Consider the following 13,319-nt stretch of genomic DNA (forward strand, 5'->3'; position numbering starts at 1 on the left):
CTCGCTTGACCTTTGGCCCGCCGCCCTTTTCAAGAGCATGGCGGGCCTTTTGAATGACTTTCCGTGTGGCGGAGACGCAACCCATGTCCGTTAGACCCAATGCTCGCCCAGTGGGCCAAAAGCCCCCTTTCTGGCGAGACCGCGCCAAGCGCGCCCTCATCTTTCAGCTGCTGTTAGTTGCTGCCGTGGCAGCTTTTCTGCTGTATATCGTGGGAAACACCCAGGCCAACCTGGAAGCTCGCGGCATCACCACCGGCTTTGGCTTTCTCAGCAACACCGCCGGTTTCGGCATCGTCCAGACGTTGGTGGATTACTCTTCTCAAAGCACCTATGGACGCACCTTTCTGGTGGGGCTGCTCAATACGTTGCTGGTAGGCGGTTTGGGCGTTCTCGCGGCGACCATCATCGGCTTTACCGTGGGTATCGCCCGGTTATCCCCCAATTGGCTGTTGGCACGCCTGGCCAATGGCTATATCGAGATCTTTCGCAACATCCCTTTGCTATTGCAGATCTTTTTCTGGTATTTCGCCGTGCTGCGTACCCTGCCCAGCGCAAGGGACAGCCTCGCCTTCGGCGAAGCGGTGTTTCTCAACGTACGCGGGCTCTACCTGCCTGAGCCGTTGTTCGAATCGGGTTTCGGCATCATCCCGGCGACGTTCCTTGTGGCGATCATTGCCAGCATCGTGCTGGTGGTATGGAACAAGCGGCGCCAGGATGCCACCGGCAAGCGCCTGCCGGCGGGCTGGATATCGCTGCTGCTGATTTTCGGCCTTCCACTATTGGCATTGGTTGCCACCGGCGTACCGGTGACCTGGGACATGCCGGAGCTACGCGGTTTCAACTTCCGCGGTGGCATTACGATCATTCCCGAGTTCCTGGCACTGTGGCTGGCGCTATCGATCTATACCGCCTCGTTCATCGCCGAAATCGTGCGTTCGGGTATTCAGGCGATTTCCCACGGACAGACCGAAGCCGCCCAGGCACTGAGCCTGCCCCGCAAGCTGGTGCTACGTCTGGTAATCATCCCCCAAGCACTGAGGGTGATCATTCCCCCGCTGACCAGCCAATACCTGAACCTGATCAAGAACTCGTCGCTGGCCACCGCCATCGGCTATCCGGATCTGGTTTCGGTATTCGCCGGCACCACACTGAACCAGACAGGCCAGGCAATCGAAGTCATCGCCATGACCATGGCGGTATACCTGACCATCAGTCTATTGGTCTCCATGTTCATGAACTGGTTCAACGCCCGCGTTGCGCTGGTGGAACGCTAGGCCCAGGCGAGGTTAGGAGACAAGCATGATCCATAATCAAGACATGATTCCCCAGCAGCCGGCGCCGCGCAGCACCATCGGCCCGCTAGCCTGGATGCGCGCCAACCTGTTCAGCGGACCGATCAATAGCGTCTTCACGCTACTCGGGCTCTACGTGCTGTACATTCTTCTGGTACCCACCATTCAGTGGGCATTCATCAATGCCGACTGGATCGGTACCTCGCGCGATGACTGCTCCGGCGAAGGTGCCTGTTGGGTATTCGTCAATGCACGCTTCACCCAGTTCATCTACGGGCTCTATCCCCAGGAAGAGCTATGGCGAGGCAATATCGTCTTCGCAGGTTTCGCCATTCTGATTGCCTGGCTGGCGATCCCGCGCCTGCCTTACAAGCGCTGGGTGGCGATCTTCGCCCTGACCGCTTTTCCGGTCATCGCCTATGTATTGCTTCACGGTGGCTATTTCGACCTGCCGCGGGTGCCGACGCATCGCTGGGGCGGGTTGATGTTGACCCTGATCCTGGCAGTGGTGGGCATGGTGGGCGCGTTACCTATCGGCATCGTGCTGGCACTGGGGCGGCGCTCGAACATGCCCATCGTCAAGAGCTTCTGTGTGGTGTTCATCGAGTTCTGGCGTGGTGTGCCCTTGATCACGGTGCTGTTCATGGCCTCGGTGATGCTGCCGCTGTTTCTGCCCTCGGAACTCAGTGTAGACCGCCTGATACGCGCCCTGATCGGGATAACGCTGTTCCAGAGCGCCTACATGGCAGAAGTCATACGTGGCGGGCTGCAGGCGATCCCCAAAGGACAGGAGGAAGCTGCCGCTGCCCTGGGCATGACCTACTGGAAACGTACCGCCCTGATCGTGATGCCCCAGGCGCTCAAGATGATGATTCCCGGCATCGTCAACACGTTCATTTCGTTGTTCAAGGACACCACCCTGGTAATGATCATCGGGTTGTTCGACTTGCTCGGGATCGTGCAGGCTGCGCTTTCCGACTCGCGCTGGCTGGGCTTTTCGCTGGAAGGCTACGTCTTTGCCGCCTTCATGTTCTGGATCTTCTGTTTCAGCATGTCGCGCTACAGCCAATACCTCGAACGCAAGCTGCACACCGGCCACAAGCGCTGATCCCTCAGGAACCTGTCAGGAAATCATCATGAATCAAACAGCCACACAGTCAGCAGACCTGATGGTCGAGATGCACAATGTCAATAAATGGTTCGGTGACTTTCACGTCCTGCGCGACATCGATCTGGAAGTAAAGCGTGGTGAACGTATCGTCATCTGCGGCCCTTCGGGGTCGGGCAAGTCCACTCTGATTCGCTGCATCAACCATCTGGAAGAACATCAGAAAGGCGAGATCGTGGTGGGTGGCGTCCCACTGACCCAGGATGTGAAGCGCATCGAACAGATTCGTCGAAGCGTGGGAATGGTGTTTCAGCACTTCAACCTGTTTCCCCACCTGACCGTCCTCGAAAATTGCTGTATTGCACCGATGTGGGTCCAGAAGAAATCACGGCGCGAGGCTGAGGCGGAAGCCATGCAGTACCTGGAGCGGGTACAGATCGCCGAGCAGGCGAAAAAATACCCGGGCCAGCTTTCCGGGGGCCAGCAGCAGCGCGTGGCCATTGCACGGTCGCTGTGCATGCACCCGGACGTCATGCTGTTCGACGAACCGACCTCGGCGCTGGATCCGGAAATGATCAAGGAAGTGCTGGATGTCATGGTCGAGCTTGCCCATGAAGGCATGACCATGATGTGCGTGACCCATGAAATGGGCTTTGCCAAGACCGTGGCGGACCGGGTGATCTTCATGGATCAGGGACAGATCATCGAGGAAAATGCACCTGAGCCGTTCTTCAACAACCCACAATCCGAGCGCACACAGCTGTTTCTCAGCCAGATATTGGGTCACTGAGTCATGGGATTGGAATAGCGAGTCTTGGGGCACCGTGACTCTTTGTAGCGGCAGCGGTAGTTGACCATTCCCCCAAGTCTTGCCATGGTTTAACTGACACTCACCCACAGGAGTAAGTGACCCCATGACGACTTATATCGTGGTAGCCGATGCCGCTCGCGCTCGAATCTTCACCCGTGACGCCCTGACAGTGACCGAAAAGGAAAGCTTGGTGCATGCCGAAGGGCGTTTGCACGAAGGTGACCTCGTCACGGATAGGGGCGCTGATGTGAGTGAGTCGATGGGGCCTGGTTCACGGTCCTCTTACCCGGAAGGCATCGCCTCGAAACATGAAGCGAAGGTATTTGCCAAGCAAATCGCCGACCGGCTTTACCAGGCACGCGTCGAGAACCGTATGGAAAAACTCATCTTGGTGGCCCCTCCCAAGTTTCTCGGCCTGCTGCGAGACGAACTGGATAATTCCACCCGCAAACTGGTTCTGCATACTCTATCCAAGGATCTGAGCAAGGCACCGCTGGAAGAAATCAAGGAAGCCGTCAGCGACTTGCGCTAAACCTACGACGTTCGGCTAAAGATTGAGATCCGCTTGCCGATAGGTGTCTTTCGCGCCGACACGTGACACCCGCGTGTCGGTGACAATAAGACTCTCTACCGCGAGTGTGTTCATGTTTTCCTCCCTGCGAATACGTATCCTGATCACGACGCTCGTCGTGATCACCCTGGCCTTGTTGATCAATAGCACTGCAAGCTATCTCACCGTCAAAACCCATAACGACCAGCAAATAAACCAACAGTTATCCGCGGTTTCCCAAGGACATACCGAGGCCATTGGTACCTGGCTGAGCTCGCGCACCCATATGATGGAAGCGGCACGCGACCCGGTTACCGGCGACAACCCGGTGAGCGCCCTGAAACAGGCGGGAGAATCGGGTGGCTTTCTTTCCACTTACCTGGGGCGCCCCGACGGCAGCTTAATCACCTCGGATGGCTGGGTTCCTCCGGATGACTACGACCCGCGTAAGCGCACCTGGTATAAAGATGCCGTAGAGCAGGGGCAAAGCATCGTATCGTTACCCTATATCGACGCCAATAGCGGTCAGATGGTGGTGACCTTTGCCACACCGGTCAAACGCAATGGCAGACTCTACGGGGTGCTCGGCGGCGATGTGGTGATCGATAGCATTATTGCCAATGTCGCCGCCATTTCACCGACACCCTCAAGCTTCGCCTTCCTGAGCGCTGAAGACGGTACCCTGATCGCTCATCAGGATAGCGACCTTATCCTTGAACCCTCAACGCGACTCAACGACCAGCTTACCGCTGAACGCATGGAAAGCCTGGCCAGCCGAAAGGGCGAGCATCCCCTTGGCATCGCCGAACGCGACACCCTGCTTTCCATCACGCCCATTGAAGGCAGTCAATGGATGTTGGGTGTGGCCCTAGACAAGCATGAAGCCACCTCAGGGCTGCGCGGCATCGTCAGTGCCTCGTTGCTGACGCTGGTGGTTGTGGCGCTGGCGTCCGGCATCTTTCTAAGCCTTTTGCTCAAGGTCATCTTTCGCCGGCTGCGTTATGTGAGCGACGCCATGGAAGGTATCGCCGGTGGCAATGGCGACCTGACCCAGCGCCTCCCGGATGAAGGCCGTGATGAAGTCGCCCAGATTGCCACCGCTTTCAATCATTTCGTGGCCAAGATGGAAACGGTAATGATGACCATCCGGGATAGCAGTGATTCGGTACGAACTGCCGCCAGTGAAATTGCTCACGGTGGCCAGGATCTCTCCCGCCGCACTGAAAATGCGGCTTCCAGCCTGCAGCAAACCTCGGCTTCGATTGAAGAAATCACCAGTACCGTCGAGCACACCGCCCATTCCGCTCGTGAAGCCAATGAACTGTCTCGCCAGGCCTCGGAAGTCGCCGGCCGAGGCGGCAAAGCGGTCGGCCAAGTGGTCACCACCATGGACGAGATTACTCAATCCTCGCAAGAGATCAGCGAGATCATCACCGTCATGAACGGTATCGCCTTTCAGACCAACCTTCTGGCGCTGAACGCCTCGGTGGAAGCCGCCCGTGCCGGCGAACAGGGACGTGGCTTTGCCGTGGTCGCCAATGAGGTACGCCAGCTGGCCAGCCGCAGCACCCACGCCGCCAGCGATATCAAGGCATTGATCGAAGCTTCCGGCGCCAAGGTGGATGCCGGCACGCGCCTGGTGCGTGACGCAGGCAAGACCATGCAGGAAATCGTGGCCAGCATCACCCAGGTCACGGCGGTGCTGGGAGAGATCAGTTCCGCGACACACGAACAGAGCGACGGCATTCAACAGGTCAACGTGGCGGTTGCCGAGCTCGATCGCATGACCCAGCAGAATGCCGCCATGGTCGAGGAATCCACGGTGGCCGCCGAACAGCTCAAGGAACAGTCCTTGCGACTGGCGGATGTGGTAGGCGGCTTTACGCTGACAGAGCGCCCTTCTCCCGGTCGTTTGCTGGAAATGCCCCAGACTCAAGGAATGTAAGGCAGCGCGATTTCATCACTACGCTTGGCCCCGGCGGTCATCTCGCGGCACAACCGCAGAAACTCCCTTACGCCGGTGGTCAGGTATTTGTGACGGTGCCAGATAAAGGTGAACTGGCGTTTCAAGTCCAGCTCCGGCGTGGGCAGCGGTACCAGACTGCCGCGCCGGAACGCATCGCGCAGCGCCAGCTTCGAAACACAGCCGATGCCCAGCCCCGACTCCACCGCCCGTTTTATGCCTTCGGTATGTTCAAGTTCAAGCAACGTATTGAAACGGCTGCGCCGATGGCGTGCGGCCTGCTCCAGGGTCATGCGCGTCCCCGAGCCTTGTTCGCGCATGATCCAGTCCTCGCGCAACAGGCGCTCGAGTTCAAGGTTCTGACTTCCCGCCAGCGGATGACGTGGCGAGCAGAACACGCATAGCTCATCTTCCACCCACGGCTGGCTGATGATTGCCTCGTCATCGCACTGGCCTTCTATCAAGCCCAGATCCAATGAGTGTTGACGTACGCCTTCGATGATATTGCGTGTATTGCGCACCGCCAGTCGCACCCGGCTACCCGGATAGCGCTGCATGAAGTCACTGATCAACAGGGTTGCCAGGTAATTGCCGATGGTCAGCGTTGCCCCCACATCCAGCGAGCCTACGCCCTGCTGACCACGCAGCAGTTCTTCGACCTCTTCGGCCCGGTCAAGCAACGCCACCGCCTTGGGCAGTAGCTGAAATCCCAGCGCATTGAGTTTCAAGCGCTTGCCGATGCGATCCAGCAGCTGGCAGTCAAATTGTCGCTCCAGCTCCGCAAGCGCCGTACTCGTGGCAGACTGGGAAAGCGCTAAGGTGCGTGCCGCCTGAGAAACGCTTTCATGCTGAGCCACCGCCACAAACACTTCCAGCTGACGCAGGGTGTAATGCATGAATTACCTCGGTGGCAAAAATGCCGGCCCATCGGGTTGAAAAAATAGCGTTGGCGGAATGCCTTATCAAAATCGTTTATCCAAATCGTTTATCCAAAACACTGATAAACGTTATTCATATTATCTGTTTAACAGATATAGCAAAGTTTTTTAGACTTGTCGGCAACCTTACTCAATTTTTTTATTCTTAAAGCGAATAAAAAGCGACCCAACAGCAAGGAGTCATCATGAGCAAATTCGCCTTGGAAGAAGTCCTCAGCGTTCATCACTGGAACGACTCGCTGTTCAGCTTTCGCACCACCCGTGAGCGCAGCCTGCGCTTCAAGAATGGTCAATTTGTCATGATCGGCCTGGAAGTAAACGGTAAGCCCTTGATGCGCGCCTATTCCATCGCCAGCCCCAACTACGAAGATCACCTTGAGTTCTTCAGTATCAAGGTGCCTGACGGCCCGCTGACGTCACGCCTGCAACACCTCAAGGTCGGCGATCAGATCATGGTCAGCCGCAAGCCCACCGGCACCTTGGTCACCGATGACCTTCTGCCGGGGCGCAATCTCTATATGCTCTCGACCGGCACCGGTCTAGCGCCATTCATGAGTTTGATTCAGGACCCGGAAGTCTTTGAGCGCTTCGAAAAGATCGTGTTGATTCATGGGGTACGCCACGTTTCCGAGCTGGCCTATACGGATTTCATCACCCGTGAGCTGCCCGCGCATGAGTACCTGGGTGAAGAGATCGCTGAAAAACTGGTCTACTATCCCACGGTCACCCGTGAAGAGTTCCATACCATGGGCCGTCTGACCGACCACATTCGCACCGGCAAGTTGTTCGAGGATACCGGCCTGCCCCCCATCGACCCGCGCCAGGATCGCGCCATGATCTGCGGCAGCCCGGCCATGCTCGACGACACCAGTACCTTGCTTGATGAGTTGGGCCTGAATATTTCGCCACGTATGGGTGAGCCGGGCGATTACGTGATCGAGCGCGCCTTCGTCGAGAAGTAATCCCGCCCCGGCGTTATCGAAAAGTCGTCATCGAAAAAAGTCCCACCGCTTCAATGCGATGGGACTTTTTATTGCCGCAGCTAACTTGATTGACGCAACCCGGTGACGATCACACCGCGTCTTTGCCGGTTTCGCCGGTACGGATACGAATCACCTGCTCTAACGGCATCACGAAAATCTTGCCGTCGCCGATCTTGCCGCTATTGGCCACTTGAGTGATGGCATCAATGACCTGCTCTGCCATTTCATCATCCACCGCCACTTCCAACTTCACCTTGGGCAAAAAATCCACCACGTACTCGGCGCCTCGATAAAGCTCCGTGTGACCCTTTTGACGGCCGAAGCCTTTCACTTCCGTCACGGTGATGCCTTGCACGCCAATTTCGGACAGCGACTCGCGCACGTCGTCAAGCTTGAACGGCTTGATAATTGCTGTGATCAGTTTCATCGCCAATTCCTCTATGGATCATGTTATCGAGCTTAGCGCCCAAGCATACACCGCCCAGGTCACAGAATAAAAAAGACCTCCCCGAAGGGAGGCCAGAAGGAGCACGCCAGCTCACCAGGTAAGCGACAGCTATTTGTTTTTGCTTTATTTCTTGCTGGCACTAAACTCGGGGTAGGCTTCGAGACCGCATTCGGTGATATCCACACCTTCATATTCTTCTTCTTCACTGACTCTGATGCCCATCACGGCCTTGAGAATCAGCCAGACAACCAGGCTGGCCAGGAACACCCAACCGAAGATCCCCAGGATACCGATGAGCTGGGCACCGAAGGTGGCATCGCCATTGGATAACGGCACCGCCAACACACCCCAGATGCCCACGACCCCGTGTACGGAAATGGCGCCCACCGGGTCGTCGAGTTTCATCTTGTCCAGCGTGACGATGGCAGTCACCACGATCAGCCCGCCCACGGCCCCAATGGCCGCGGCGCCTAGCGCAGAAGACGACAAGGGGTCAGCGGTGATCGCGACCAGACCGGCAAGAGCACCATTCAACGCCATGGTCAGGTCCGCCTTGCGGAACCACAGCTTGGCCAGGACCAGTGCGGCGATCACACCCCCGGCGGCGGCGGCATTGGTATTGACGAAGACTTGAGCGACGTTATTGGCGGATGCCACATCGGACATCTTCAATTCAGAGCCGCCGTTGAACCCGAACCAGCCCATCCACAGAATGAATGTGCCCAAGGTGGCTAGCGGCATATTGGCACCCGGAATAGCAAAGATAGTCCCGTCCTTGCCGTACTTGCCCTTACGCGGACCCAGCACCAGGACACCGGCCAGCGCCGCGGCGGCACCCGCCAGGTGGACGATTCCCGAACCGGCGTAGTCGGAATACCCGATTTCGGACAACCAGCCGCCGCCCCAGGTCCAGTAGCCGGATACCGGGTAGATGAAGGCAGTCATCACCACGGCAAAAGCCAGGAAGGCCCAGAGCTTCATGCGTTCGGCCACGGCACCCGAGACAATCGACATGGCGGTAGCCACGAACACCACCTGGAAGAAAAAGTCGGAACGCATGGAATAGTAGGGGGCATCATCGCCTCCGGCGGTCACCGCCTCCACGCTATTTTCGCCTCCCAGCAGGAAACCGAGATTAGGCAAAAACCCACCGCCCGGGCTTGAGTACATGATGTAGTAGCCCACCAGCAGGTACATGGTGCAGGCGATGGCGAACAGGGCGATGTTCTTGGTCAGGATTTCAGCGGTGTTCTTGGAGCGCACCAGACCGGCTTCCAGCATGGAAAAGCCCGCGGCCATCCACATCACCAGCACACCACAGATCAGAAAATAGAAGGTATCGAGCGCATAACTCAGCTCTGTTAATTCCGTCATTGGAATGTCCCCTTAAGCTTGCAAACGACGCAGTCGCTAGACGGCGAGAGGTTTAAATGGCATCAGATTTAAACGGCATCGGCGCCGCGTTCACCGGTACGAATACGGATGACATCTTCAAGAGGGGTGACGAACACCTTGCCGTCCCCGATCTTGCCGCTATTGGCTGCGTTACAGATGGCATCCAGAACACTTTCCAGACGGTCGTCGTCGACCGCGACCTCCAGTTTGACCTTGGGCAGGAAATCCACCACGTACTCGGCACCCCGGTAAAGTTCTGTATGGCCTTTCTGGCGACCGAAGCCTTTGACTTCCGTGACGGTGATCCCTTGAACCCCATTTTCTGCCAGGGCTTCGCGCACGTCGTCCAGCTTGAATGGTTTGATGATGGCGGTAATGAGTTTCATCCGGAACTCCTTTGGTGAACAGCGGCAAATGCCGCCCGGCAACTACCTGAACCGTTAATGCGCATACCGTGCCACCAATAATTTAACTCTTTTATTTCAGTAATTTATTTTTAAATTTTTTGTATTTTCGTGGCCAAGCCAGAGGGATTCCAAGAGTTGTTTTCCACTGATGCACCATAAAAGAACAGCCTGTGACGGCGCTCGCATCATTTTGATGCATAAAAGACCCCGACAAGCACATGCGCGTCGTCATCGGGTTGCGTATCCTGTGAGGGATACCGTAAAAAGCAACGCCAAATTCCACAGGCTTTACTTTCAGGAGAGTGCCATGGCGCCCCAAGACCCCATTAGCCGGCTGGCTCAGCAAATCGGCGAGCGTTTGCAGAATGCATCCCAAGCCCCCGAAGACATTCAAAAAAGCATGCAGCAGGTCGTGCGCGGTGCATTCGACCGCCTCGAGCTCGTGTCGCGGGAAGATTTCGATATCATGATGGACGTGCTGCAGCGTACCCGCGCCCGTGTCGAGGCCCTGGAAAGCCAGGTGGCCGCCCTAGAAGCGGCGGTGGATAAAGCACAGTCCACTTCCGCCGCGCCTGTCCCGGCTAAAGACACGCCCCCCATGGAAGCCGAAGCACCGCCCCTCCCGGTGGACGCCGACAACGATGCCCCCAAAGCGGCGGACACCTCACCCAAATCCCCCAAGCCCGGCGATTCCTGATCCAACCCAAGCCCACACCCGCTGGGCTTGGTTTTTTTGATGTTCGGTTTCTATGATGCTCCCCTCGCTGACCGCATGACCTTGTCGCCGCCACTCGCGAAACGGGCAGGATCAACCTGCCCAGACTGTTCTGGATCAATTTTCCTGGGAACACCTAACCCCTTCGGCTTACACGAGAGGGTCAAATAGGCTAGGTTGGGGAAAAACTGCGAGGGAACGCTCATGACACTGGCCATTGTCGCCACCCGTGCCGGGCTGGGGTTGGAAGCACCGGAAGTGCATGTCGAAGTTCATCTGGCCAACGGCCTACCGGGTTTGACCCTGGTGGGCTTTGCCGGAAACCGCCGTGAAAGAAAGCCGCTAGCGGGTACGCAGTGCGCTGGTCAACGCCGGCTTCGATTTTCCCAACACCCGGCGCATTACCCTGAATCTCGCCCCGGCGGATCTGCCCAAGGAAGGCGGGCGTTTCGATCTGCCCATCGCCCTGGGGATCCTGGCGGCCTCCGGCCAGCTTCCGGTGGAAGCCCTGGAAGGCATGGAGTGCGCCGTAGAACTGGCGCTGGACGGCAAGCTGCGCGCTTTTCCCGGGGTGCTGCCCTTTGCGCTGGCCACCCGTCGCACGGGGCGCCGCTTGATCATCCCCCGTGAATGCGCCGACGAAGCCGCCCTGGCCGGTGACTTGGCGGTATTGCCTGCCGACAACCTCTGGCAGGTGGTCGCCCATCTGCTCGGCCAGGAATCCATTGTGCCGCACCGGCTGGGCTCCAGGGCCAAGGCGGAAGGCCTGATCGACGACCTGGCCGAGGTGCGCGGACAGCATCAGGCACGCCGCGCCCTGGAAGTCGCCGCAGCAGGTGGCCATAATCTCCTGTTTGCAGGTCCTCCGTGCCACCGGCAAGACCATGCTCGCCAGCCGGTTGCCCGGCATTTTACCGCCGCTGAGCGACGATGAAGCCCTGGAAGTGGCAGCCATGCGCTCGGTCTGCGGGCTGACGCTGGACCAGCATTGGGGGCGAAGACCTTTCCGGCAACCGCACCACAGTGCCAGTGCCGCGGCCCTGGTCGGTGGCGGCTCCAAACCCAAGCCCGGCGAGATCTCGCTTGCCCACCTAGAACTGTTTCTGGATGAATTACCCGAATTTTCCCGTCATGTGCTGGAAGTGCTCAGGCAAACGCTGGAATCCGGCACCATCCATCTGGCCCGCGCCAGCCACGAACGCCGCTATCCGGCGCAGTTCCAGTTAGTGGCTGCGATGAACCCCTGCCCTTGCGGGCATCTGGGTGACCCGCGCCAACGTTGTCAGTGCAGCAACGCCCAGATCCAGCGTTATCAGGCGCGGGTTTCCGGGCCGCTGCTGGATCGCATCGATCTTCAAGTGGAAGTGCCTGCCTTGCCGGCGCAGCAACTCACCGCCCAGACCCAGGGCGAATCCTTCGCTGCGGTACGCGAGCGGGTCATCGCTGCACGGGAACGCCAGTTGGCGCGCGGGGCATTGAACAGCCATCTGGGTGGACGCGAACTCGAAGCCGCCTGCGCCCTGCAAGCCGATGAGCGCGCCTGGCTTGCCGAGGTGCTGGAAAAACTCAGGCTTTCGGCCCGCGCCTATCATCGGATACTGCGCGTGGCGCTGACCCTGGCGGATCTTCAAGGGGAGCCTCGCCCGGCACAACCGCATCTCATGGAGGCGATTGGTTATCGTCAGCTGGATCGGCTGTTGAAATGTGGCTAGCCGACAGCGCCAAGTGGTCGATGAAGCCATCCAGAGCGCTGAACAACACTTGGCGAATGGGCTCAGCTTCATTGACCAGATGATGGCGCGCCTCGGGGTGACGATGCACTTCCGCTTGAGGAAACTTTTCCTGCAGCACCGCCAGGTTCCATTCCCAATCCACGGTAAGGTCTTGCTCGCCCTGAAGAATCAAGGTGGGCACCTGGCTGGGTGGCAACGCCAGCAACCGAGGCATCCAGCGGCGCATGGCGCTGATCCAGGCCACGTTCAAGTGGTTGTGCTGGAGTGGGTCCCGTTCACGCAGGAAGTCGGTGAAGGTCTTATCGGTGGTGTTAGCTTGGTACTTGCGCGGTAGCTGGCTCACGAACGGACTTGCCAACCAATGCACCCAGCTCGACTGACTCCAGCCCCAGGGGCGCACCAACGGTGCCAACAATACCAGTCCCGACCATTGGGCATTATCGGCGCGGGTCAGGGCATCGGTGGCCAGAATCGCCGCACCGGTACTTTGCCCGACGCCCAGCCAGGGTTTCGGGGCCAGGCCCTGTTGCTCAAGGTAGTTCTGCAGGTAGGTCAGACAGTGCTGGTAGTCTGCAAAATCTTCAATCGTCGCCCGTGGCCCGCTGGAAAGGCCATGGCCGGGCAAGTCCCATAACACCACCCGAAAGCGTTGCGCCAACAGCCGTTCGAGCAGATGCCGATAGAGCCCTAGGTGGTCGTAATAACCGTGCACCACGAACGCCGTGCCTATCGGCTTCGGGGGGCTCCATACCTGGCACCACAACTGGAAGTGCCCGGTATCCACATAACCGGCATATAATTCGCTTGATTCGGCAAACAGCGTCTCCAACCCATAATGAGAAAAATAGCCCTGCAGGACGTCTGCCAGCTGCCCACCCACTATAATTGGAGACAAGCGTGACGCCTCTTGGCACTCACGAAATATGTTCTCGAAATGACGGAAATCACTCATGCAATATCTCCGTATAACCCATAG

General features: G+C 58.1%; 12 protein-coding genes and 1 pseudogene. 8 read left to right on the top strand and 5 right to left on the bottom strand.

Annotation, left to right across the window (positions count from 1 at the left end; all coding sequences use genetic code 11):
- The first annotated feature begins 83 nt into the window (after positions 1 to 83).
- From DU506_RS02265 to DU506_RS02285, 5 genes are all read left to right on the top strand, one after another.
- Positions 84 to 1,274: an amino acid ABC transporter permease gene (locus DU506_RS02265; RefSeq protein ID WP_114485334.1), complete on the top strand. Its 1,191-nt coding sequence runs from the start codon at positions 84 to 86 to the stop codon at positions 1,272 to 1,274.
- A 25-nt stretch (positions 1,275 to 1,299) separates the two neighbouring features.
- Positions 1,300 to 2,400 carry an amino acid ABC transporter permease gene (locus tag DU506_RS02270; RefSeq protein WP_114485335.1) on the top strand — a complete coding sequence of 367 codons (1,101 nt, stop codon included), beginning with the start codon at positions 1,300 to 1,302 and terminating at the stop codon, positions 2,398 to 2,400.
- Positions 2,401 to 2,461: 61 nt separating this feature from the next.
- Positions 2,462 to 3,190, top strand: coding sequence for an amino acid ABC transporter ATP-binding protein (locus DU506_RS02275; RefSeq protein ID WP_114485434.1), 729 nt, complete (start codon positions 2,462 to 2,464; stop codon positions 3,188 to 3,190).
- Between the two features lie 124 nt (positions 3,191 to 3,314).
- Positions 3,315 to 3,743 (top strand): host attachment protein, encoded by a 429-nt coding sequence (locus DU506_RS02280; protein ID WP_114485336.1) that lies wholly within the window; start codon positions 3,315 to 3,317, stop codon positions 3,741 to 3,743.
- 112 nt (positions 3,744 to 3,855) lie between these two features.
- On the top strand, positions 3,856 to 5,706 hold the full coding sequence (locus tag DU506_RS02285) for a methyl-accepting chemotaxis protein (protein ID WP_114485337.1): 1,851 nt from the start codon (positions 3,856 to 3,858) through the stop codon (positions 5,704 to 5,706).
- On the opposite strand, the gene DU506_RS02290 is transcribed toward DU506_RS02285, so the two are convergent.
- On the bottom strand, positions 5,694 to 6,620 hold the full coding sequence (locus DU506_RS02290) for a LysR family transcriptional regulator (protein WP_114485338.1): 927 nt from the start codon (positions 6,618 to 6,620) through the stop codon (positions 5,694 to 5,696). The two genes, DU506_RS02285 and DU506_RS02290, sit on opposite strands and share 13 nt — an antisense overlap.
- 227 nt (positions 6,621 to 6,847) lie before the next feature.
- Between DU506_RS02290 and DU506_RS02295 the strand changes: the two genes are divergently transcribed.
- Positions 6,848 to 7,624 carry a ferredoxin--NADP reductase gene (locus DU506_RS02295; protein WP_114485339.1) on the top strand — a complete coding sequence of 259 codons (777 nt, stop codon included), beginning with the start codon at positions 6,848 to 6,850 and terminating at the stop codon, positions 7,622 to 7,624.
- A gap of 109 nt (positions 7,625 to 7,733) precedes the next feature.
- Here the strand turns inward: DU506_RS02295 and glnK are convergent, their stop codons facing one another.
- The 3 genes from glnK to DU506_RS02310 form a co-directional block, all read right to left on the bottom strand.
- Entirely contained in the window at positions 7,734 to 8,072 is a 339-nt protein-coding gene (glnK, locus tag DU506_RS02300) for a P-II family nitrogen regulator (RefSeq protein WP_114485340.1), read from the bottom strand.
- A gap of 144 nt (positions 8,073 to 8,216) precedes the next feature.
- Positions 8,217 to 9,467, bottom strand: a complete 1,251-nt coding sequence (locus DU506_RS02305; protein ID WP_114485341.1) for an ammonium transporter — start codon at positions 9,465 to 9,467, stop codon at positions 8,217 to 8,219.
- Positions 9,468 to 9,535: 68 nt separating this feature from the next.
- On the bottom strand, positions 9,536 to 9,874 hold the full coding sequence (locus DU506_RS02310; RefSeq protein WP_114485342.1) for a P-II family nitrogen regulator: 339 nt from the start codon (positions 9,872 to 9,874) through the stop codon (positions 9,536 to 9,538).
- 328 nt (positions 9,875 to 10,202) lie between these two features.
- Between DU506_RS02310 and DU506_RS02315 the strand changes: the two genes are divergently transcribed.
- A complete protein-coding gene (locus DU506_RS02315; RefSeq protein ID WP_114485343.1) occupies positions 10,203 to 10,592 on the top strand; it encodes an accessory factor UbiK family protein in 390 nt (129 codons plus the stop codon).
- A 222-nt stretch (positions 10,593 to 10,814) separates the two neighbouring features.
- A pseudogene (locus DU506_RS02320) lies at positions 10,815 to 12,322 on the top strand (YifB family Mg chelatase-like AAA ATPase).
- On the opposite strand, the gene DU506_RS02325 reads toward DU506_RS02320, so the two are convergent.
- Positions 12,270 to 13,295 (bottom strand): alpha/beta hydrolase, encoded by a 1,026-nt coding sequence (locus DU506_RS02325; protein ID WP_114485344.1) that lies wholly within the window; start codon positions 13,293 to 13,295, stop codon positions 12,270 to 12,272. The pseudogene DU506_RS02320 and the gene DU506_RS02325 sit on opposite strands and share 53 nt — an antisense overlap.
- Between the last annotated feature and the right edge of the window lie 24 nt (positions 13,296 to 13,319).

Origin of the sequence: Vreelandella rituensis (genome assembly GCF_003336665.1) — a bacterium.
Lineage (GTDB): Bacteria > Pseudomonadota > Gammaproteobacteria > Pseudomonadales > Halomonadaceae > Vreelandella > Vreelandella rituensis.

Excerpts from the sequence above, each read along its gene's own strand:
- DU506_RS02265 (WP_114485334.1), top strand. The coding sequence starts at position 84 with ATGTCCGTTAGACCCAATGCTCGCCCAGTGGGCCAAAAGCCCCCTTTC.
- DU506_RS02270 (WP_114485335.1), top strand. The coding sequence starts at position 1,300 with ATGATCCATAATCAAGACATGATTCCCCAGCAGCCGGCGCCGCGCAGC.
- DU506_RS02275 (WP_114485434.1), top strand. The coding sequence starts at position 2,462 with ATGGTCGAGATGCACAATGTCAATAAATGGTTCGGTGACTTTCACGTC.
- DU506_RS02280 (WP_114485336.1), top strand. The coding sequence starts at position 3,315 with ATGACGACTTATATCGTGGTAGCCGATGCCGCTCGCGCTCGAATCTTC.
- DU506_RS02285 (WP_114485337.1), top strand. The coding sequence starts at position 3,856 with ATGTTTTCCTCCCTGCGAATACGTATCCTGATCACGACGCTCGTCGTG.
- DU506_RS02290 (WP_114485338.1), bottom strand. The coding sequence starts at position 6,620 with ATGCATTACACCCTGCGTCAGCTGGAAGTGTTTGTGGCGGTGGCTCAG.
- DU506_RS02295 (WP_114485339.1), top strand. The coding sequence starts at position 6,848 with ATGAGCAAATTCGCCTTGGAAGAAGTCCTCAGCGTTCATCACTGGAAC.
- glnK (WP_114485340.1), bottom strand. The coding sequence starts at position 8,072 with ATGAAACTGATCACAGCAATTATCAAGCCGTTCAAGCTTGACGACGTG.
- DU506_RS02305 (WP_114485341.1), bottom strand. The coding sequence starts at position 9,467 with ATGACGGAATTAACAGAGCTGAGTTATGCGCTCGATACCTTCTATTTT.
- DU506_RS02310 (WP_114485342.1), bottom strand. The coding sequence starts at position 9,874 with ATGAAACTCATTACCGCCATCATCAAACCATTCAAGCTGGACGACGTG.
- DU506_RS02315 (WP_114485343.1), top strand. The coding sequence starts at position 10,203 with ATGGCGCCCCAAGACCCCATTAGCCGGCTGGCTCAGCAAATCGGCGAG.
- DU506_RS02325 (WP_114485344.1), bottom strand. The coding sequence starts at position 13,295 with ATGAGTGATTTCCGTCATTTCGAGAACATATTTCGTGAGTGCCAAGAG.